19 protein-coding genes and 1 rRNA gene are annotated in these 18,188 nt (G+C 42.6%); 10 read left to right on the top strand and 10 right to left on the bottom strand.

Translation table 11 applies throughout. From position 1 onward, the window contains the following. Nucleotides 1-241: 241 nt before the first annotated feature. On the bottom strand, nt 242-1,138 hold the full coding sequence (locus V6C11_RS00990; RefSeq protein WP_333529215.1) for an acetamidase/formamidase family protein: 897 nt from the start codon (nt 1,136-1,138) through the stop codon (nt 242-244). Between the two features lie 197 nt (nt 1,139-1,335). On the opposite strand from V6C11_RS00990, the gene V6C11_RS00985 reads away from it, so the two are divergent. Further along, nucleotides 1,336-1,665 carry a PilZ domain-containing protein gene (locus V6C11_RS00985; protein ID WP_333529214.1) on the top strand — a complete coding sequence of 110 codons (330 nt, stop codon included), beginning with the start codon at nt 1,336-1,338 and terminating at the stop codon, nt 1,663-1,665. A gap of 96 nt (nt 1,666-1,761) precedes the next feature. Here V6C11_RS00985 and V6C11_RS00980 read toward each other — a convergent pair whose 3' ends face one another. Both V6C11_RS00980 and V6C11_RS00975 read right to left on the bottom strand, forming a co-directional pair. Next, on the bottom strand, nt 1,762-2,952 hold the full coding sequence (locus tag V6C11_RS00980) for an NAD(P)/FAD-dependent oxidoreductase (protein WP_333529213.1): 1,191 nt from the start codon (nt 2,950-2,952) through the stop codon (nt 1,762-1,764). A 163-nt stretch (nt 2,953-3,115) separates the two neighbouring features. Next, nucleotides 3,116-3,271 (bottom strand): DUF1540 domain-containing protein, encoded by a 156-nt coding sequence (locus tag V6C11_RS00975; RefSeq protein WP_333529212.1) that lies wholly within the window; start codon nt 3,269-3,271, stop codon nt 3,116-3,118. Nucleotides 3,272-3,445: 174 nt separating this feature from the next. Here V6C11_RS00975 and V6C11_RS00970 point away from each other — a divergent pair, with 174 nt between their 5' ends. The 3 genes from V6C11_RS00970 (at nt 3,446) to V6C11_RS00960 (ending at nt 6,174) form a co-directional block, all read left to right on the top strand. After that, complete coding sequence (locus V6C11_RS00970; RefSeq protein ID WP_333529211.1) at nt 3,446-4,153, top strand: heparan-alpha-glucosaminide N-acetyltransferase; 708 nt, start codon at nt 3,446-3,448, stop codon at nt 4,151-4,153. Nucleotides 4,154-4,356: 203 nt separating this feature from the next. Further along, nucleotides 4,357-5,034 carry a TerC family protein gene (locus V6C11_RS00965; protein ID WP_333529210.1) on the top strand — a complete coding sequence of 226 codons (678 nt, stop codon included), beginning with the start codon at nt 4,357-4,359 and terminating at the stop codon, nt 5,032-5,034. A 348-nt stretch (nt 5,035-5,382) separates the two neighbouring features. After that, entirely contained in the window at nt 5,383-6,174 is a 792-nt protein-coding gene (locus V6C11_RS00960; RefSeq protein WP_333529209.1) for an undecaprenyl-diphosphate phosphatase, read from the top strand. A gap of 135 nt (nt 6,175-6,309) precedes the next feature. Here the strand turns inward: V6C11_RS00960 and V6C11_RS00955 are convergent, their stop codons facing one another. Together V6C11_RS00955 and V6C11_RS00950 are read right to left on the bottom strand one after the other, a co-directional pair. Continuing rightward, nucleotides 6,310-7,092 (bottom strand): DUF169 domain-containing protein, encoded by a 783-nt coding sequence (locus V6C11_RS00955; protein WP_333529208.1) that lies wholly within the window; start codon nt 7,090-7,092, stop codon nt 6,310-6,312. Nucleotides 7,093-7,238: 146 nt separating this feature from the next. Beyond that, nucleotides 7,239-7,394 (bottom strand): hypothetical protein, encoded by a 156-nt coding sequence (locus tag V6C11_RS00950; protein WP_333529207.1) that lies wholly within the window; start codon nt 7,392-7,394, stop codon nt 7,239-7,241. A 196-nt stretch (nt 7,395-7,590) separates the two neighbouring features. On the opposite strand from V6C11_RS00950, the gene V6C11_RS00945 reads away from it, so the two are divergent. The 3 genes from V6C11_RS00945 (at nt 7,591) to V6C11_RS00935 (ending at nt 10,653) form a co-directional block, all read left to right on the top strand. Beyond that, nucleotides 7,591-8,967 (top strand): tyrosine phenol-lyase, encoded by a 1,377-nt coding sequence (locus tag V6C11_RS00945; protein WP_333529206.1) that lies wholly within the window; start codon nt 7,591-7,593, stop codon nt 8,965-8,967. A gap of 86 nt (nt 8,968-9,053) precedes the next feature. After that, nucleotides 9,054-10,460, top strand: coding sequence for an amino acid permease (locus V6C11_RS00940; RefSeq protein ID WP_333529205.1), 1,407 nt, complete (start codon nt 9,054-9,056; stop codon nt 10,458-10,460). 28 nt (nt 10,461-10,488) lie between these two features. Then, nucleotides 10,489-10,653: a hypothetical protein gene (locus V6C11_RS00935; RefSeq protein ID WP_333529204.1), complete on the top strand. Its 165-nt coding sequence runs from the start codon at nt 10,489-10,491 to the stop codon at nt 10,651-10,653. A 41-nt stretch (nt 10,654-10,694) separates the two neighbouring features. Here V6C11_RS00935 and V6C11_RS00930 read toward each other — a convergent pair whose 3' ends face one another. Both V6C11_RS00930 and V6C11_RS00925 read right to left on the bottom strand, forming a co-directional pair. After that, a complete protein-coding gene (locus V6C11_RS00930; protein ID WP_333529203.1) occupies nt 10,695-11,285 on the bottom strand; it encodes a YueI family protein in 591 nt (196 codons plus the stop codon). 84 nt (nt 11,286-11,369) lie between these two features. Beyond that, nucleotides 11,370-12,800, bottom strand: a complete 1,431-nt coding sequence (locus V6C11_RS00925) for an NAD(P)/FAD-dependent oxidoreductase (protein WP_333529202.1) — start codon at nt 12,798-12,800, stop codon at nt 11,370-11,372. A gap of 455 nt (nt 12,801-13,255) precedes the next feature. On the opposite strand from V6C11_RS00925, the gene hcp reads away from it, so the two are divergent. Next, nucleotides 13,256-14,563 (top strand): hydroxylamine reductase, encoded by a 1,308-nt coding sequence (gene hcp / locus V6C11_RS00920; RefSeq protein ID WP_333529201.1) that lies wholly within the window; start codon nt 13,256-13,258, stop codon nt 14,561-14,563. A 165-nt stretch (nt 14,564-14,728) separates the two neighbouring features. After that, nucleotides 14,729-15,379, top strand: a complete 651-nt coding sequence (trhA, locus tag V6C11_RS00915; RefSeq protein WP_333529200.1) for a PAQR family membrane homeostasis protein TrhA — start codon at nt 14,729-14,731, stop codon at nt 15,377-15,379. 37 nt (nt 15,380-15,416) lie between these two features. Here the strand turns inward: trhA and V6C11_RS00910 are convergent, their stop codons facing one another. Beyond that, complete coding sequence (locus V6C11_RS00910; RefSeq protein ID WP_333529199.1) at nt 15,417-16,166, bottom strand: sulfite exporter TauE/SafE family protein; 750 nt, start codon at nt 16,164-16,166, stop codon at nt 15,417-15,419. A 22-nt stretch (nt 16,167-16,188) separates the two neighbouring features. Continuing rightward, nucleotides 16,189-17,142, bottom strand: coding sequence for a sporulation protein (locus V6C11_RS00905; protein WP_333529198.1), 954 nt, complete (start codon nt 17,140-17,142; stop codon nt 16,189-16,191). 239 nt (nt 17,143-17,381) lie between these two features. On the opposite strand from V6C11_RS00905, the gene V6C11_RS00900 reads away from it, so the two are divergent. Next, complete coding sequence (locus V6C11_RS00900) at nt 17,382-17,993, top strand: DUF3298 and DUF4163 domain-containing protein (RefSeq protein WP_333529197.1); 612 nt, start codon at nt 17,382-17,384, stop codon at nt 17,991-17,993. 67 nt (nt 17,994-18,060) lie between these two features. Here V6C11_RS00900 and rrf read toward each other — a convergent pair. Then, a 5S ribosomal RNA gene (rrf, locus tag V6C11_RS00895) occupies nt 18,061-18,177 on the bottom strand. Nucleotides 18,178-18,188 lie beyond the last annotated feature (11 nt).

The following is an 18,188-nucleotide window of genomic DNA, read 5'->3' as shown; positions in this document are numbered from 1 at the left end:
CCTCCCCCGATAAAATGCTCACCAGTTAGCAACTAAAAAAGTATGGCAATTCACAAAACCACCTGGTACTGTTCACATAAATAATGTACAATTTATGGTCGTTGTATAAATAGTCTGCCAAAAATGCCCTCATGTGGTAGACGTATGTAATTATACCACGGATATAGTCGAAGTTATAGAGGGTGCCCTTCTATATATTGCAAATTATCTGACACCGTTGTGTATATTTTTGCACAGTTACTTAGAAGGCAAAGGTCACACCCAGCCTTTTCATAATCCACCGGGGCATCGTAAATCTAGCCGTCTTTAAGGGGTCAACAACTTGAGATATCTCTGCATTGCCACAGGCACTCATAAGCATACCCGCCTCATTTATGGATAATTCCGTCTCCTCTTGTAAGAGCTGTGCCATATCCTGTGTAGCAATGTTCACTGCCTCATCCAAGGTTACCGCAGAGGCCAAGGTAGCCACTTGATCCTCTGTGACAACCAGTGGATTGGTTAATTTTTTGCCTGCGGCAATTTCAACGGTTACATCCACTTCGCCTGCTACTTCAACACCCGTTACCATGATTTCCCCATTTCCCATGGCAGCGTGAAGATCACCCATGGCCAACAGGGCACCCTCTACTTGAACAGGTAAGTACAGAGTACTGCCCGACTTAATCAGCGTGGTGTCCATGTTTCCGCCGTGACAATCCGGTGTCCCGCAGCTAATTGGCTGGCCTGCAGGGGCTACACCAATTACACCGATCATCGGATTTAGGGGTATTGCCAGCTCTTTAAACTTGGCCATGCCCTTTTCGATAGGAAGTATTAGCGTTTCGCTCTTTGTTACCAAGTTCCCCAAAACGCCAGCCCCAGGAGCAGCAATCATAATTCCCGGGGACTTTACCCGCATATCGCGAATATGTACCGCAATGACATCACCGGGCTTGATTCCATTAAAATAAACTGGACCAGTGGCAGGATTCACTCTAGAAAAATCAAGATTCTCCAGAGTATCTGCCTCACTTTTTACCTGTCCCCCAAAACAATCCAGTGTTTCAAAGGTAAGCCGGGCTGGTAATGCCACCCTCGCTACGGGTGAATTACCCTTGTCCATACTGTAAAGACTGTGATCACTAGAAATCTTCATGCCAGCACTCCTTAAATTTTTTCTTTTCATCATACCCTTAATACCAGTAGAAAAAATGCCAAGGTCAAGAACTTGACAATACTTTAACAAAATATTTCTTGCATTAGAAGCCCCTTTTACTTATACTGTATAAGTATTTCCTAAAAAGGCCCTGTGTCCCCAAACAATCATAAATATCATCATGAGGTGGGAAAAAAATGAGAAATCGCACGGTAATGCGTGTTAATGTAAACTGGTCAGCGGCAATGGAGTCGCTGCAAAATAAGGAGAAAATCAGCGGCATTAAGGTATTAACCTTTAGCCATGCTGGCTTATCCTTTCGGTGTGACAGGGAAATTAAAGTGGGCGAAAGCTTTATGATTGATTTGCCCTTTGCTTCAGTGCCGATTAGTGTTGTAAGGCGGTTGGATGACCGTTATGGGTCATTATTTCTAAACATCTCCCGGGAAGAGATCGAGTTAATCAAAGAAAATTTATATAAAGACGATGGTCGCTCTGTTTTAATGGAAGCTATTTCACAGTTCTAGGAGATGCCAAACCTTAGTAAAATTCACTTCGTGGTGCAAAAAATAAACTTAGCCCCTGGGTAACCCCAGGGGCCTTTTACTTCAACTCTTAATTATTCATTTCATCCCTCTACGCCCCAATAGTTTTAGCCCACCAATCGTAAAGAAATATTTAATGGGTATGAATTTTTTAAGCAGGGCCGCTGAGACACCCTTGATGCGGAATTTTTTACTTTCCCCCAACCCTCTTCCCCTCCCCACAGTAATGCAAAGAAGGATTAAACCAGGCTGATGTTCTTTAAGAGGTTGCCCTGTAATATCAGCATAGATGTTTTGGGCAACCTGCCGGCCTTCTTGAATAGCCGCCTGGGCTGTGGGCAAAACAGGGATGCCTGTTTCGGGGTCCTTTACCAGAGCACTATCTCCCACTGCATAGATATAAGGATCGTCGATATATTGTAAGTAAGGGTTAACTAAAATTCGACCCCTCCCATCTGTCTTAATCCCAGACTTAGCCAGAATCGAGTTGCCCCTAATGCCACCCGCCCATATCAATAAGGAATATTTTATCTCTGGGCTAGATTTTAAATAAATCTTCTCCGGTGTTACTTCACTTATCAAGTCATTAATGATGACTTTTACACCCAGGTCCTCTAAGGTTTGTTTCGCGTAGGCCGCAATTTCTTCGGACATCCCAGGGAGCAACTGATTGGCAGCCTCAATAATGGTAATTTTATATTGATCCGCAGAAAGATTATATTTTTCCCATTTCTCTTCCAGGTAGGAAGCTAGTTCTCCGGTAAACTCTACTCCGGTGAGTCCACCCCCGCCAACCACAAAATGCAGCGGTGCTTCATTTCTTTCTTCACTTTTCTTTACTAATAAATTATCAATACGGTCATTGATAACCTGGGCATCATTGATATTATTTAGACTTATACTATTTTCCTTTAAACCTTTAATACCAAAGTATTCGGGCATACTACCGAGGGCAATGACCAAATAATGAAAGGAAATTTCCTTGGTACTGTTAATGACAACAATTCTTTTATGTAAGTCTATTTCGGAAACAGTACCTTTCACTAAGGACATCCCTTCAACGATCTCATTTAAAGGTATAATCACTTCGTTATAATCCCTGGTTCCAACTGCAGGTTCATAAAGTTGTGTCCGTAAGGTATGGTAATCTTGTTTATTAACTAAAACAATCTGATATTTATCTTGATTTAATAATCGTTTATTTAATTCCTGGGCAACCCGAATTCCCCCGTACCCGGCACCTAGCACAACTATGTTGCGTTTTGTCATAATAACTCCCTCTAGTTTTTTCTCATGTTCTGGATTTTACCCTTTAATAATAATGCTAAATTACCCTTTGGTCAAAAAAATTATTGTTAAATTTTAAAAAATTATTAAGTTTTTTGCTCAAAATCAAAAAGACCCTTTCGCAAGCGAAAGAGTCTTTTTGAAGCTAGCCTAAACGAGGTGCGAAGGTGTCACAGCAAGTGCCATCAGAGGATTGTACACTCATATCTCCGCTGGATTTTACTTCGATGCTTTCGGCTTGGCATTCATGATTACTGTTATATTGACATTCTTCAATCATGCATTTGCTTATACCAGACATGCAAATCCCTCCCTCTGTTTTTGGCTCAGACTTATTTTAACCAATAGCGATCAGTATATGCTTGAAAAATTTTAGCCAATGCGCCAAGGAAAGACAATAGAATTAAATGGTTGTCAGATTTTTATTTTAATGGTAACAATATATAAAGTGATTTTAACGGGTGGAATGATATCAATGATGATGCATAAACCTCATAACCGTATTTGGGAGATCGATTGTCTACGTGGGTTAGCCATTATTTTTATGGTTTTTTACCATTTTATCTATGACCTTAATGAATTCTATGGTTTGCCTGTTAACTACGAGGAAGGCTTTATTTATTTTACAGGTAAAGCAGCTTCAACGTTGTTTATCTTACTGGCTGGCATTAGCTGTTCGTTGAGCAAAAGTAATTTTAATCGAGGCCTTAGACTGCTTATGATCGCGATCATCCTAACCATCATCACCTCCATAGCCGTTCCAGGGTCCCATATATTTTTTGGCATTTTACATTTTCTAGCTATCAGCATCCTTTTGTATCCCTTGTTTCACCCTTTACATCCAATACCCCTTCTTATCATAGGAACATTGATCCTAGCTGCTGGACCCTTGATCAATGATTTGGCCCTTTCTACAAACCTATTGCTTCCACTGGGCCTTACCAAACCGGATTTTTTTTCTGTAGATTACTTTCCGTTAATTCCTTACCTAGGCCTGTTTTTGTACGGTGTTTCCCTGGGTAAATGGTTGTATAATAATAAAACTAGCCGCTTTGCCTACGTTCCTTTGGCAATTCCTTTTATTTTTTTAGGGCAACACTCCCTTTTTATCTACCTCATACACCAACCAATCTTTTTGCTGTTACACTATTTATTTCTTGACAGTGGTAACCTTTTGTTATAGTATGAATTTAGCAACATTCTCTAAAGGGGAGTAGCTTTTACAGCAAAGTCGTCATTTCGGGTTTAATCCCCGGCTTTGTTGGCAACTTAAAGTTGTTAGCAAGACCTTTACCATAGGTAAAGGTCTTTTATTTTATAAACGATCTTTGCCTATGGGCAAGATCGTTTTTCATTTATACCTCACAATTGAAAGGAGATAACGTGATGGAATTTTTGTCTGCGGATTTTTTATCTGCCTTACTGGCAATTATCCTGATTGACCTCGTGTTGGCCGGTGACAATGCCATTGTTATCGGCATGTCAGCAAGGAACGTACCAAAGGAACATCAAAAACAAGTGATTATTTGGGGCACAATCGGTGCCATCGTAATTCGTGCCTTAGCAACTTTGGCTGTTGTCTGGTTATTAAGGATACCTGGACTAATGCTCCTTGGTGGCGTATTGCTGGTATGGATTGCCTATAATCTTTTAACAGAAGAAAAATCTCATGACCAAATTAAATCCTGCGACAATCGCTTAACTGCTATCCGAACCATTATTATTGCAGATGCTGTGATGGGCCTGGATAATGTCCTGGCCATTGCCGGAACCGCACACGGCAGTTTTTTATTGGTGGTAATTGGTCTGATGATTAGTATTCCTATTATTGTCTGGGGCAGTACCATTATCATAAAATGGATCGAACGTTTTCCGATTATCATTTATTTAGGGGCTGGGGTCATAGCACTAACCGCTGCCAAAATGATCCTGCACGAGCCCCTGGTTGCTGGCTTCTTTAACAATAACCCGCTTCTTAGCTATGGCATGATGGTTGCCATTACAGGTGGCGTTCTGATTGCCGGCAAGATAAGAAAGGGTAAGCCCAAACCCGCAACTTGTTAATGGCAAACCCAAGGGGTGTCGCAATACTACTTTTTTGTAGCAGCGACACTCCCTTTTATTTAGTGCGCACCACGGAACGATGCCTTGCCACCTAAACCGCTGCGGCTTAGTATGACAGACTATTCACATCCCCCTCTAATTGTGACTAAACATTACTCGTAGAAAACAGTCAAAATCACCCCCCTACAACCGTGTGGTAACCAACAATTGTTGGCTAATGGCTAATTTATTTTAAGCATGTTATCGTACTTATTCAAATAAAATATTACTGAATGGGTTTTAGGTAAACAATTTTATTTTTATCTGGTATAGCAGCATGTTGACTTAATAATCTTTTAGGGGTGACTTATGGAAGAGGTATTAAAGGCACTTATTTTGGGTACCGTTCAAGGCCTAACTGAATTCTTACCCGTTAGCAGTACAGGCCATTTACTTTTAGGGCGAAAACTCCTGGGCCTGTCCGAAGCTGGTTTGTTTTTGGACACCATGCTGCATCTGGGAACCTTGTTAGCAGTGGTTGCAATTTTCTGGGATGACATTCTTTATATGATTAAACGACCCTTTAGCAAATTATCCCTGTTGATTATTGCCGGAACCATACCCACAGCAATCATTGGTCTTCGTTTCGAGGATTTCTTTGAAGAAATTTCTAAGACAGGGGTTACAGTGGGCTGGGAGTTTTTAATTACGGGTGCCATTCTTTGGGCTGCTGATAATATGAAGAGCAAAGGAAGCAACAAAAAAAATATTGATCAGATTTCTTTCAAAGACGCCCTAGTAGTTGGTACATTACAGGGTGCCGCCATCCTACCTGCGATCTCACGTTCCGGTTTAACCATTGCCGGGGCTTTGTTCCGGGGTATTGACAGGCAAGCGGCTGCCCGTTTTTCTTTCTTGCTTTCCCTACCGGCTATTTTAGGTGCCGTGGTACTCCAGGGAGCTAAACTGGCAGGTGGTCAAGCCGAATCCATTGGCTTAGTCCCCCTTCTGGTAGGTACAATTGCCGCAGCCCTTTCGGGCTATGTGGCAGTTAAGTGGATGCTGGCCATTCTGCAGCGGGGGTCACTGAAGGCATTTTCCATTTATGTTTGGATTTTAGGTATCGGTATATTAATTGCTCAGTTTTCGGGTAAGTTTTAGAATTCGCCCTCCGCTTTTGGCGATAGCTATTGGCTTTAGCTATACCGAAAGGGCCAGGGGCCTTAGGCATGATGCTACCAGCTAATGGCACAAAAAAGCCCCCGGGTTTTACTTTTACCGGGGGTTTTTCTATCTTTACTTACGATTTCTTTCTAATACTCTATGCCACTCGTGTCTTTCCATGAAACTTCCCTCCACATTACCTTCCATTTCTACAAACATCTTATAGGGCACTGCAAAGGACAGGATATCCTTGTCCACACACTTTCTGGCAGAGATATCAAACATACCGATTACAGCCCTAGGTTTGTCTGCTTGCTCCTCATTATAAGGAATAATGCAGGTAGTATGACAACCTGCTCCAAAGGGGGCTATCACGTTTAAGTTGTGGTCCCTTTCATAGTTTGCCAGCACCACGAGGGCCGATAGTTGATCTGGATTGACTAGAAATACCACAACCTTGGGTGTTTCTCCCTCCGCAAAGTTCTCCAAGGGTTTAAAGACAATATACTCTGTGGGTACATCGGTCATAGGCAAAGAGTCAATAAATTTTTTAGCCAGTTCGGGGTTTTTTAGGTAGCCTTCCCCATGTTCCAAGGCAGGCATATTTCTTACAATGTTTTTTCCAATTTCGCTATTGCAAAATTCCTTATTTCCAGTAGAAAGAAAATACTCAATACCTCCAGGAAATTGCGTGTAGGTGTTGCCAAATCCCAGCCCAGTACCACCACCTATACACCCATAGGTCTTCCGATCAAAAACCACTGTTTTTCCCCGGGCTGCAGCACTCATCATGGCAGCCACACAACCCCAGCGACCCTCTTTAAACTGAAGAGACCCCTCCGGTTTTTCATTCGTTAGTAAAATTCCAACCGGAACATACTTCATCTCAATGGCCTTGGCAATTTTGCTTTGCAATTGAAACACCTCTTTTCCTATTTATCTCTATTTTACATGGTCTTGGACTGCCTGCAAATAGCAAAAAGCCAATAGACCCCCATGCCGTTAACCGCACCAGCAAAGAAATGAAAAAGCAGTCAGCTTTTTAGCCGACTGCTCTTTTATTAAGGTACATAGTTACCATCAAACTCAGATGATAAGGCACATGCCTCACTTTTTACTTCACCATAGCCTGCTTCCGCTTGGCCTGTAAAGGCATCCTTTAGGGTCGGATTAGCGGCCCTTTGGCTTTCTGCTAATTTTTTACTTACTTTCGGCATAATTTTGCCCCCTTATTTTTTATAAGTAAATTCAATATTAAGTATTCGGTTTTTTAGGGTAATCATACGTGGATGATTTTGGATTCTTACTTATTATATTATTCTTGGATAAAAGTAACTCAGAGATATCAAACTATTGTAAGTAACAATTAGAAAGGTAAATTAAAACCAGATAAACAAGGAGGAAATACATCACATGGAACGTAAGTACATGGCAGAACCCTACAAAATTAAAGTAGTCGAGCCGATTGCTATGTCCACACAGGAAGAAAGAACGGAGGCTATTAAACGTGCCGGTTATAATACCTTTCTTCTAAAATCGAAGGAAGTCTATATTGATCTATTAACAGACAGCGGCACCACTGCCATGAGTGATAATCAGTGGGCTGGTATGCAAATTGGTGACGAGGCCTATGCTGGCAGTGTAAACTTCTATCACTTGGAAAAGGCCGTTCAGGAGCTTTACGGTTTCAAATATGTCGTTCCCACCCACCAGGGTCGTGGTGCAGAGAACATTCTTTCCAAGATTGCCATTAAGCCTGGGGATTATGTACCTGGCAACATGTATTTCACCACCACCAGGGCCCACCAGGAATTATCCGGTGCTACCTTTGAGGACATTATTATTGATGAAGCCCACGATTCTCAAAATGATCATCCCTTTAAAGGAAACATTGATCTAAAGAAATTACAAAACCTGATCGACCGTGTTGGCGCAGATAAAATACCTTATATCTGCCTGGCAGTGACAGTAAACCTGGCTGGCGGGCAACCCGTTAGCATCAAGAATATGCGTGAGGTTAAAGAATTGGCCAGCAAACACGGTATCAAAGTTATGTTTGATGCCACCCGCTGTATAGAAAACGCCTACTTTATTAAAGAACGTGAAGAGGGCTATCAAAACAAAACCATCGCTGAAATTGTTAAGGAAATGTTCAGCTATGCGGATGGTGCCACCATGAGTGGTAAGAAAGACTGCCTGGTAAACATTGGCGGGTTCCTGGCTTTAAACGATGCAGATCTCTATCAGAAGGCTACTCAATTGGTCGTACTTTATGAAGGTATGCCCAGCTATGGCGGTTTAGCCGGCCGTGATATGGAAGCAATGGCCCGTGGTATGTATGAATCCGTAGACTACTACTACATTAGGCACAGAGTTGAGCAGGTACGCTATTTGGGCGAAAAACTTTCCGAAGCTGGCGTGCCCATTGTGAAGCCCATCGGTGGCCACGCCGTGTTCATCGATGCCCGGAAATTCCTGTCCCACATTCCCCAGGATCAATTCCCGGCCCAAATGCTGGCCGCAAAATTATACGAGCTTTCCGGCGTACGGAGTATGGAACGCGGTATTGTTTCAGCCGGCCGTGACAAGGAAGGTAAGCATTACTTCCCGAAATTGGAGCTGGTGCGCCTGACCATTCCTCGACGCGTATACACCTATGCTCATATGGATGTCGTGGCAGATTCAGTAATTGAGCTATACAATAAGCGTGATAGCATCCCTGGTCTAAAGATGGTCTATGAGCCACCTGTATTGCGGTTCTTCACCTCCCGCTTCGAACCCCTTAAATAAATTAGCAAAAGGGTTATATTAAGGGCCGGCTAGGGTAAACCCTACGGCCCTTATGTCAAATTACTCTTACTAAAAGGAGTACGCCTATGAGTATCTTTCGAACTAAAGATGTCGAATTAATGATCAAAGAATCTAAAAAGCATGGTCTCATAAAGTCATTGGGTGCCCTGGATATTACGCTAATCGGGATTGGTGTTATCATTGGTACGGGTATTTTTGTTTTGACCGGTGTAGCGGCTGCCAAATATGCCGGACCAGGCCTCATGTTATCCTTTGTTTTAGCCGGTTTAACCGTGGCCTTTGTCTCTTTGGCCTTTTCGGAGCTGGCAGCCATGATCCCCATCGCAGGCAGCGCCTATACCTATACCTATACGGCATTGGGTGAGGCTTTAGCCTTTTGGGTTGGCTGGGGCCTGGTGCTGGAATATACCGTGGGTGCCAGCGCAGTGGCAGGCGGTTGGTCTGCTTATTTCACTGGCATTTTAGCCTCCGGGGGAATACACCTACCAGAAGCATTAACGAAGGTTCCTGCCGATGGCGGTATTGTTAATTTACCGGCTGTATTAATTGCCCTATTTCTAATGTTATTACTTGTCAGAGGAACGAAGGAGAGCGCAAATCTTAATAAAATTCTCGTATTCGTTAAGCTGGCTGCCATCTTTATCTTCTTATTCCTGGCAGGTCCCAAAATCAATTCTGCCAACTGGAGTCCCCTTTTACCCTACGGCTGGCAAGGTGTAGCCACCGGGGCAGCGGTAATCTTCTTTGCCTACCTGGGCATTGACTCGATCGCCACCTCTGCGGAGGAAGCAAAAAATCCGAAACGCGATATGCCCATTGGCATTCTATCCTCATTGGCCGTTTGTACCGTCCTGTATATAGCTGTGACGGCAGTAATGACCGGCACCACACCCTATGCACAATTGGATACAGCCGAACCGGTAACCTTTGTTTTGCGTAACCTGGGTTACAATTTGGGTTCCGCACTGGTGGGTACCGGTGCCATAGCGGGCCTAACAACGGTTCTCATGGTGATGATGTATGCACAAACCAGGGCTTTCTTTGCGATGTCCCGTGACGGCTTAATCCCACGGTCCCTGTGCAAGCTTCATCCTAAATTTGGCTCACCCTACCTTGTTACCATAATTGTTGGTATTGCTGTTGCCACAATGAGTGGCTTTACTCCCATTCATCTGGTAGCTGAAATGTGCAGCATTGGTACCTTGTTTGCCTTCTTTATGGCCATCATTGGTGTAATGCGGCTGCGCAAGACCAAACCTCATTGGGAAAGGCCCTTTCGATGCCCTGCACTATTTGTGATTGGCCCGGTGGCTCTAATTTTCTGTTCCTTCGTGATGGGTAATTTACCAGCCCATACCTGGAGAAATTTCTTTGTCTGGATGACCATTGGTGTAATCGTTTACTTTGCCTATAGCAAAAACCATAGCCTATTAGGCCAAGCAAAAGACTCTGAACCTGAACCTGAAAAGTAATCCATACCTAAAGGGGGATGAATAAATCATGACTAAAGACAACAGCAAAGGGGTCGGTTTTTTCGGTGCCACCTTTGCGGGAGTTACGGAGAATAAAAAAAATAAGAATTACGATGAAGAGTACTCCCGTGATGTAGCAATTCCCGAAAAGGATGCCAAGGAATTTACACCAAAATCTAATAATAAACAATAATTTAAGGCCAGGTAGCAACCTGGCCTTAAATATTGACTATTTTAGTGTATCCTGCCAGCGGGACAACGCTCACCCATTAAACGATCCAACCAAGATATAACCTGATAATTGATGGACTCCTCCGGTGCGGCTTTAATTATTTTATCATAGCACCTTTGGCAAACGTTTTTCCCCGCCAAATGAATAAGTTCCTTTGGTACGCCTAGGTTGCTTAAGCGTAATTCTCGGTCTGGTACTTCTATATCTGAGACCTCCACAGCATCCTTAGCCGCAACGATCAGTCCGGTTTCTCCTTTTAATTCAGCGTCATGTACCAAGGAATAATTGATACCTATCTGTTTGGCTAATTTTTGATATTTTGCCGTAAAAACCTGGGGTATCTCACCATTAATAAGTAACTTGAAAGCCCGTGGGTCCTTTAATGCTTCAACTATTTCAGGATATATCGCCGGTTCCGAAACCTGACGTTTGGAAAGCATTCTAATAACCCTTTCTCTAAACTGCCCAAGATATCTATTTTTCTCTGCCTTCTTTAGTTCCGGCGGGCCATGTAACCCTGCTGCAATGGTCTTCTGTAATTCATCCTGACTTAACCACGAACCCATTTCCTCTTGACCAACATCTTTACTCATTTTCTCATTCCCCTCTAGTGAACCCTAGCCCATGAGCCAAGGGACTTTAAGCATAATGAAAAAAGCGAAAGGCCGCTGGCTAAGTTAAAGTTTGCCAATAATATCCCTGGCAATGGCCACGCCGCAGGCACCTGCCTGGGCTAGACCACGGGTAATACCTGCACCATCCCCACCTGCGTATAGCCCTTCAATTTGTGTTTCAAAGTTAGCTGTCAGAATGGGGCGGGCAGAATAAAATTTTGCTTCTACTCCGTATAGCAGTGTATGTTCAGAGGCAATCCCCGGTGTTACCTTATCCAGTGCTTCAATCATTTCCATGATACTTTTCATGGTGTTGTAAGGCAGTGCCAAACTCAAATCCCCCGGTTCAGCCTCTTTTAGTGTGGGCTCAACAAAACCTACCTTGACACGTTTCTGAGTGGACCGCCAACCTTTTTTTAGGTCCCCATATCGCTGCACTAACACACTGCCATTGGATAAGTCATTGGCCAGCCGGGAAATGGACTTGGCGTATTCAATGGGCTTATTAAAGGGATAGGAAAATTTATGGGACACCAGCAGGGCAAAGTTCGTGTTATTACTGCCAAGACTTTTATCCTTGTAGGCATGTCCATTGGCCAACATTACACCACTGTGATTTTCGATCACTACATAGCCGGCCGGGTTGCTGCAAAAGGTCCGTACGGTGGTACCCACGGAAGTACGAAAGATAAATTTACCTTCATAAAGGTGTTCATTTATTTCCTCCATGATGGCATTTAAGGTTTCTACCCTCACACCCACATCCACCTGATTACTCAACATTTCCAGGCCGATCTTCCGACAAACCCCAGACAACCATTCAGAACCATCCCGACCGGGTACGACAACTACTTTCTTAGCCAGGTATTCTTCATTATTCTTGGTAATAATCCCTTTGATGGATATTTTGCCTGCTTCCTGTGCATGGATTAAGTCCATCACTTCTGTTTCATACTTCATATCAACCTGTTCTTTCAGGTACTCAAAAATGTTTTTTAATATTTCTAGGTTTTGCTCCGTGCCCAGGTGACGCACCCGTGCCCGCAGCAGCTTTAGACCGGCACCAAGACCCCTCTTTTCAATGTCCTTTACAGCGGAGGTATCTGGGTTGGTGGTAGCGGATTGCGCCCCATGCTGAAGATTAATGCTATCAACATACTTAATTAACTCTAACACCTCAGAAGGTGCTAGATAGTCGGTCATCCAGCCGCCAAATTCAGTGGTTATATTAAACTTGCCATCCGAATAAGCCCCTGCTCCCCCAAATCCATTGGTAATGGCACAAGCTGGTCGGCAACCTGCATAATCCTTTTTCTCAGTGGGCGGTGGGCACTTAACAACCTTCTTCTGTAATATGGGACACACCCTTTTATAAATATCCTTACCCTTTTCCACTAATAAAACTTTAAGGTGAGGAGCTTTCGATGCTAATTCATAACAGGTAAAAATACCTGCCGGACCGGCTCCAATAACGATCACATCATATTGATTCATACCAGCACCTCCTATTACATTTTGCCCAAACAGAATCATTATGAAGTATTGATTTGGGTTTTTCAATCACTTTTTATATAAATGTCTCGTTTACCATATTATTACCCCCAAAAAAGAAGAGCCATTTAGATTCTGCATGGCTCTTTTCTTCAAGGGTTTATATAAAAATATAAATTTTTTGCTCAAACTAGCGATCTACCGCTAAAATAATAAAGGGCATACTCAGGATATAAAGACACATGATAATTCCTGCTTCCATTCCCCCACCCCCTGATGTTTTCTTATCGTACTATATTCGTCAAATCTAGCAATTATCCTTTTGTTGAGTGACCAATATCACACCCAATGGTTGACCACAATCACATCTTTTCTCCTTCATCTCCTGTATCCTTAGACCATCATTAAAAAGCAAAAACACGGCCCAGGGCCGTCAAATATAAAGGAGGAAATGAAATATGTTTTGTTATCAGTGTGAACAGACTCCCAAAGGCGGTTGTACAAAAATTGGTGTGTGTGGCAAAGATGAGAATATCGCCAGCCTGCAGGATACCATTATCTTTGGTTTAAAGGGTGTGGCAGCTTACGCTATCCATGCTAAAGAGCTTGGCTATGCCGACCCTGAAGTAAATGCCATCACCCATGAAGCCTTATATTCAACCCTAACCAACGTTAACTTTAATCTTGAAGAAACCATCAACATGGCCCTAAAGGTTGGTACCGCCACGGTTAAAGCAATGGACCTATTGGATAAGGCTCACCTGGATAACCTTGGTGTACCCTCCCCTGTTACTGTTACCTCCGACAAAGTAGAAGGAAAGTGCATCCTCGTTACAGGTCACGATCTGCTGGCGTTAAAAGAACTATTAATCCAATCCGAGGGCAAAGGCATTAATATTTATACTCACTCAGAAATGTTGCCCGCCCATGGTTATCCGGAACTAAATAAATATAAACACCTTAAAGGTAATGTAGGCAAGGCCTGGTATGATCAGAGAAAGCTTTTCGAAGCTTTTCCCGGTGCTATCCTAGCCACCACCAACTGTGTAATGCCCATTCGCAAGGATGCCACCTACGGTGACCGTATGTTCTCCTTTGGTGTTACAGGTTTAGAAGGGGTTAAGAAAATTGAAGGCTTGGATTTTACACCTGTAATTGAAAAGGCATTATCTCTGCCTGGTGCCCCTGCTGAAGCTTTGGCCGCAGAGGTAAAAACCATGACCACTGGTTTTCACCATCTAAACATACTACCCCTGGCTCCCCAAATTGTCGAAGCTGTTAAAGCTGGTAAGATTAAGCGTTTCTTCGTCATTGCCGGCTGTGACTCTCCCACGAAGGGCAGAGATTACTTTAGGGAACTGGCCCTGGCTATTCCTAAGGATTGTGTTATCCTGACCACTTCCTGTGGTAAATTTAGATTTAATGATATCGATTTTGGCACCATCGAAGGCACTGGTATTCCCCGTTTCCTAGACCTGGGGCAGTGTAACAATTCCGGTTCCGCTGTGAAGATTGCTTTAGCTTTGGCCGAAGCATTTAACTGTGGTGTTAATGACCTTCCATTAACCATTGTTCTATCCTGGTTTGAACAAAAGGCTGTGGCCATTCTCTTAGGCCTGTTTAGCCTGGGTGTCAAGAATATGTATATCGGACCCAAGGCCCCTGAGTTCCTCACCCCTGGAGTTGTAGATGTCCTGCAAAAGACCTTTAATCTTCAGTTAATCAGTGGAGATGCCAACGCAGACCTGGCTAAAATGCTAGGTTAAGATAAACCCCCCTCCTTGTCTGTGAGTGTCGCACTGCTGCTTATTGCAGCAAGCGGCACTCCTTTTTTATCCAGCCACTTAATCTAAATTTAATAAATAATCCCAGCAGGAGAATAATAAGATTTGGATAATTAACCTATCAAAATATATTACCGAGGTGTTCAGATGATTAAGTTAAGAGACCCTTTTAGTGGCTTAAGTCATTTAACCGGTGCATTATTATCCATTGTGGCTTTAATTCTGCTGGTCTACAATGCGGTTCAGTATGGTAAAACCATACATGTTGTTTCCTTTTCTATTTTTGGGGCTAGCCTGATCTTACTTTATACAGCCAGTGCCTTATATCATTTATTACCCCTATCTCCAAAGGGTGTGCTTCTTTTACGACGTATTGATCATATGATGATATTTGTTTTAATCGCAGGAACCTATACTCCGGTTTGCCTGATTCCTTTACGCGGCGGTTGGGGTTACTCACTGCTAGTAGGGGTTTGGGTCCTTGCTATTGTTGGTATTATTATTAAGGCTTTTTGGCTGGAGGCCCCGCGCTGGTTTTCAACACTAATTTACCTGACCATGGGTTGGCTCATTATAATTGCCTTTTGGCCCCTAATTAAAACGGTTTCCACCGGAGGCATTGTTTGGATGTCCCTTGGGGGTATTTTTTATACCGTGGGGGCAATCTTTTACGGTACAAAATGGCCCCCTAACCTAATCCCTGGCTGGTTTGGCTTTCATGAGGTTTTCCATCTTTTTGTTATGGCAGGTAGTTTTAGTCATTTTTGGCTAATGGCTAAATATATCATGTATATATAATTAAGGCCCACCTGCTAATAGGTGGACCTTAATTACTTTATAGAGAGTTAAAAAGCATGTATATTCCCGTAAATATCAAAATGCCATTGGCAGCAAACTGAAAGGTTCTTTGATTAATTTTATCAAACAATAAATTACCGATGAACACACCTACCGCAACGATAGGAATTAGCTTTAGTGAAACCGTTATCGCTGCGGGTTCTATACCAACTGTTAAAATTTGCATAACCATACTAATAACGTAGACAAAAATAAAAAATGTTAGGGTTGTGCTCCTGGCAGTTTCCTTTTTCATATTTGTTAAATTAAAATAAAGCAGGAGAGGCACTCCAGGCATACCGATACTGGTTGTCAGCATTCCGCCACAAAGGCCAATCAAAAACTGTATCTTTGACGAAATACTTTCCTCTATAGCTTCCTCTTTTTTCGACTGGCTGGATTTTTTTATAGCAGCTCGTAGTGTTATAAAAGCGGCTATAAATATAATAACAATGCCAACGGTAAATTTTAAGATCGGTAAACTGACGTAGGAATAAAATACAACACCAATGGGTGCCCCTACAAAGCTACCCCAGATAAGCCTTTTTAAGAACTCTTTATCAACATCTTTTATGATCTTAAAAATTAACAGCAAAGAAACGATAAACGATAGAATAATACTTATTTGTACGCAATCCCGGGAATTAAAAATCAAAAGTAAAAATGGCGTAGCCATAATGGCAAAACCAAACCCTATGGCGGCTTGCAATATCGATGCGAAAAAAACGATAACCATTGCTGAAATCAATATAATCACTCTTCTCAATTAGTTAAAAGTCGTCATCACCAAAATCCAAAAAATCTCCTAACCCAGTATCAAAGCTATCTTCTTCGCCAACCACGTAGTTGGCTTCCTCTTCTCCTTCAAGGATGCTGCCAAGCAAAGCACCACCTAACATACCAGCAACCATACCACCCATAACCCCCCCCATGCCTGACCCGTGCCGCAGGGCTTGCTGATTGCTGTGATTACTTGGAGCCATTTTGGGTCCTTGTACTGAAATTACCACCAATTCCTTTTCTAAAAAGCTTTTAACAGCGTCGGCCAATTGCTGTGCAGAACCATTGGTCCGTACATCAGCGGGAACAGTAAGCTCTGCATGATGGCCAATACCACTACGCATATAGCCACCATTCATTTCAATCTCCATCAGGAGTTTAAATTCGTTTTGACCAACGTAAAATTTTAGCCTTATTTCCTTTAATTGTTCTGCAAATTGGGGACCCGGGTAAAATTCAAACTCCTGCCCAGATTCAGTTATTTTTCCAGAACCAATTTTTTCTTTGAAATTTAGTATTTGCAAGGCATCAAAAACCATTTGCATATCCTTATTGGGTAAAACAAGCAGGGGATCATTGTCATCGGTATCCACAGCCTGGGCAATATCCATTTTGGTGATTAAGAAATAGGACAGGGAGCTTTTAGCGATCGGATAGTACAGGGGCAATAAATGCTCAAAGGGGATCTCCTTTACCTCCCTAGCCTCAACCCGAATATTTCTAGCAACTGATACTGTATCTAGCACACGTTTGACTTCTTTACCCTTAATAATAACCCGCATCATTACATCAACATGGAGGGTATTAATGTCCTGGGCAGCATTCCCTCCCATCACGATAACTTTACCACTGACAACTTCCCCAATGCGGTAACCTTCCTTATCCAGTACCAGGTTCACCTTGGCAGCTCCCACCCCAAAGCTGGCCATTAGTTTTTTAAACATAAAACCATGAACACTCCTTTTTGACTGATACCCTTTTTTGGGAGACCTGTAGCTCTACTGTACTGTATTTTGTTTAACATTATTCTTATTCCAGTATATAGTATCAACCTCAAACTGTACAGATTGACGTCTTGCTTTTACATAGGACCCAAAGTATGGCTAACCATAAGTTTTTTTAAAGTGGGGCGAACTAAGTGCCTAAAATTTTCATAACTTACAAATAAAAAGGAGTGTTTTCCGTGGTTAACAATAAAAATACCACAGCCAAAATATCCGATAACAAAATAGAAGATCAATGCATTGACATTATTTATCCACAGATATCGGGTCTCAAAAACCAGATGGCTGAGCAAAGAATTAATGAAGCCATTACAAGAATCGTCCAAAAGGAAATTCCCATGGAGGGCTGTGACGTTTATGCGGAAATTTTCGGTCGGTATGAGGTGGAGGTCAATCAAAAGGGCATTTTGAGCATTAAGTTTAATTTTTATACGATCGCCCAAATGGCAGCTAACGGTTTAAATGTACAAAGGTCAATTACAGCAAACTTGAATACGGGGCAAATTTATCAATTGCATGACCTCTTTAGACCCAACAGCTATTATAAAGTAACCCTTAATCGAATAATCAATCAAAGCCTTGAAGAAAGGGATATTGATCTGCTAGAACCCTTTCCCGGTGTGAGTGACTATGACGAATACTATTTAACGGATCATGCACTGGTACTATACTGGCAGGAACTTAAATACACCGCCCATGCCTTAGGCACCATTGAGTTTGTTATACCCTACACTCGAATTAGTAATCTAATCAGCGAAACTGGTCCCATAGGTATACTCTTACGTGATTAAAACCAGTAGCCTCTATTATTCAAAACAAAACCCTACAGTTATTGCAACTGTAGGGTTTTAAAAATTAATCTGGCAACGACCTACTCTCCCAGGAGCGTGAGCTCCAAGTACCATCGGCCCTGAAGGGCTTAACTGCTGTGTTCGGGATGGGAACAGGTGTACCCCCTCCGGTATCGCCACCAGAAACTTATATGC

It is taken from the genome of Desulfotomaculum sp. 1211_IL3151 (assembly GCF_036763075.1).
GTDB lineage: Bacteria > Bacillota > Desulfotomaculia > Desulfotomaculales > Desulfotomaculaceae > Desulfotomaculum.
Note: the sequence above shows the minus strand (reverse complement) of the source record. Positions and strands in the feature narration are given on the sequence as shown.

What these genes read in the sequence shown, in the direction of transcription:
- V6C11_RS00990 (WP_333529215.1), bottom strand. Translation starts at nt 1,138, where the DNA reads ATGAAGATTTCTAGTGATCACAGTCTTTACAGTATGGACAAGGGTAAT.
- V6C11_RS00985 (WP_333529214.1), top strand. Translation starts at nt 1,336, where the DNA reads ATGAGAAATCGCACGGTAATGCGTGTTAATGTAAACTGGTCAGCGGCA.
- V6C11_RS00980 (WP_333529213.1), bottom strand. Translation starts at nt 2,952, where the DNA reads ATGACAAAACGCAACATAGTTGTGCTAGGTGCCGGGTACGGGGGAATT.
- V6C11_RS00975 (WP_333529212.1), bottom strand. Translation starts at nt 3,271, where the DNA reads ATGTCTGGTATAAGCAAATGCATGATTGAAGAATGTCAATATAACAGT.
- V6C11_RS00970 (WP_333529211.1), top strand. Translation starts at nt 3,446, where the DNA reads ATGATGATGCATAAACCTCATAACCGTATTTGGGAGATCGATTGTCTA.
- V6C11_RS00965 (WP_333529210.1), top strand. Translation starts at nt 4,357, where the DNA reads ATGGAATTTTTGTCTGCGGATTTTTTATCTGCCTTACTGGCAATTATC.
- V6C11_RS00960 (WP_333529209.1), top strand. Translation starts at nt 5,383, where the DNA reads ATGGAAGAGGTATTAAAGGCACTTATTTTGGGTACCGTTCAAGGCCTA.
- V6C11_RS00950 (WP_333529207.1), bottom strand. Translation starts at nt 7,394, where the DNA reads ATGCCGAAAGTAAGTAAAAAATTAGCAGAAAGCCAAAGGGCCGCTAAT.
- V6C11_RS00945 (WP_333529206.1), top strand. Translation starts at nt 7,591, where the DNA reads ATGGAACGTAAGTACATGGCAGAACCCTACAAAATTAAAGTAGTCGAG.
- V6C11_RS00940 (WP_333529205.1), top strand. Translation starts at nt 9,054, where the DNA reads ATGAGTATCTTTCGAACTAAAGATGTCGAATTAATGATCAAAGAATCT.
- V6C11_RS00935 (WP_333529204.1), top strand. Translation starts at nt 10,489, where the DNA reads ATGACTAAAGACAACAGCAAAGGGGTCGGTTTTTTCGGTGCCACCTTT.
- V6C11_RS00930 (WP_333529203.1), bottom strand. Translation starts at nt 11,285, where the DNA reads ATGAGTAAAGATGTTGGTCAAGAGGAAATGGGTTCGTGGTTAAGTCAG.
- V6C11_RS00925 (WP_333529202.1), bottom strand. Translation starts at nt 12,800, where the DNA reads ATGAATCAATATGATGTGATCGTTATTGGAGCCGGTCCGGCAGGTATT.
- hcp (WP_333529201.1), top strand. Translation starts at nt 13,256, where the DNA reads ATGTTTTGTTATCAGTGTGAACAGACTCCCAAAGGCGGTTGTACAAAA.
- trhA (WP_333529200.1), top strand. Translation starts at nt 14,729, where the DNA reads ATGATTAAGTTAAGAGACCCTTTTAGTGGCTTAAGTCATTTAACCGGT.
- V6C11_RS00905 (WP_333529198.1), bottom strand. Translation starts at nt 17,142, where the DNA reads ATGTTTAAAAAACTAATGGCCAGCTTTGGGGTGGGAGCTGCCAAGGTG.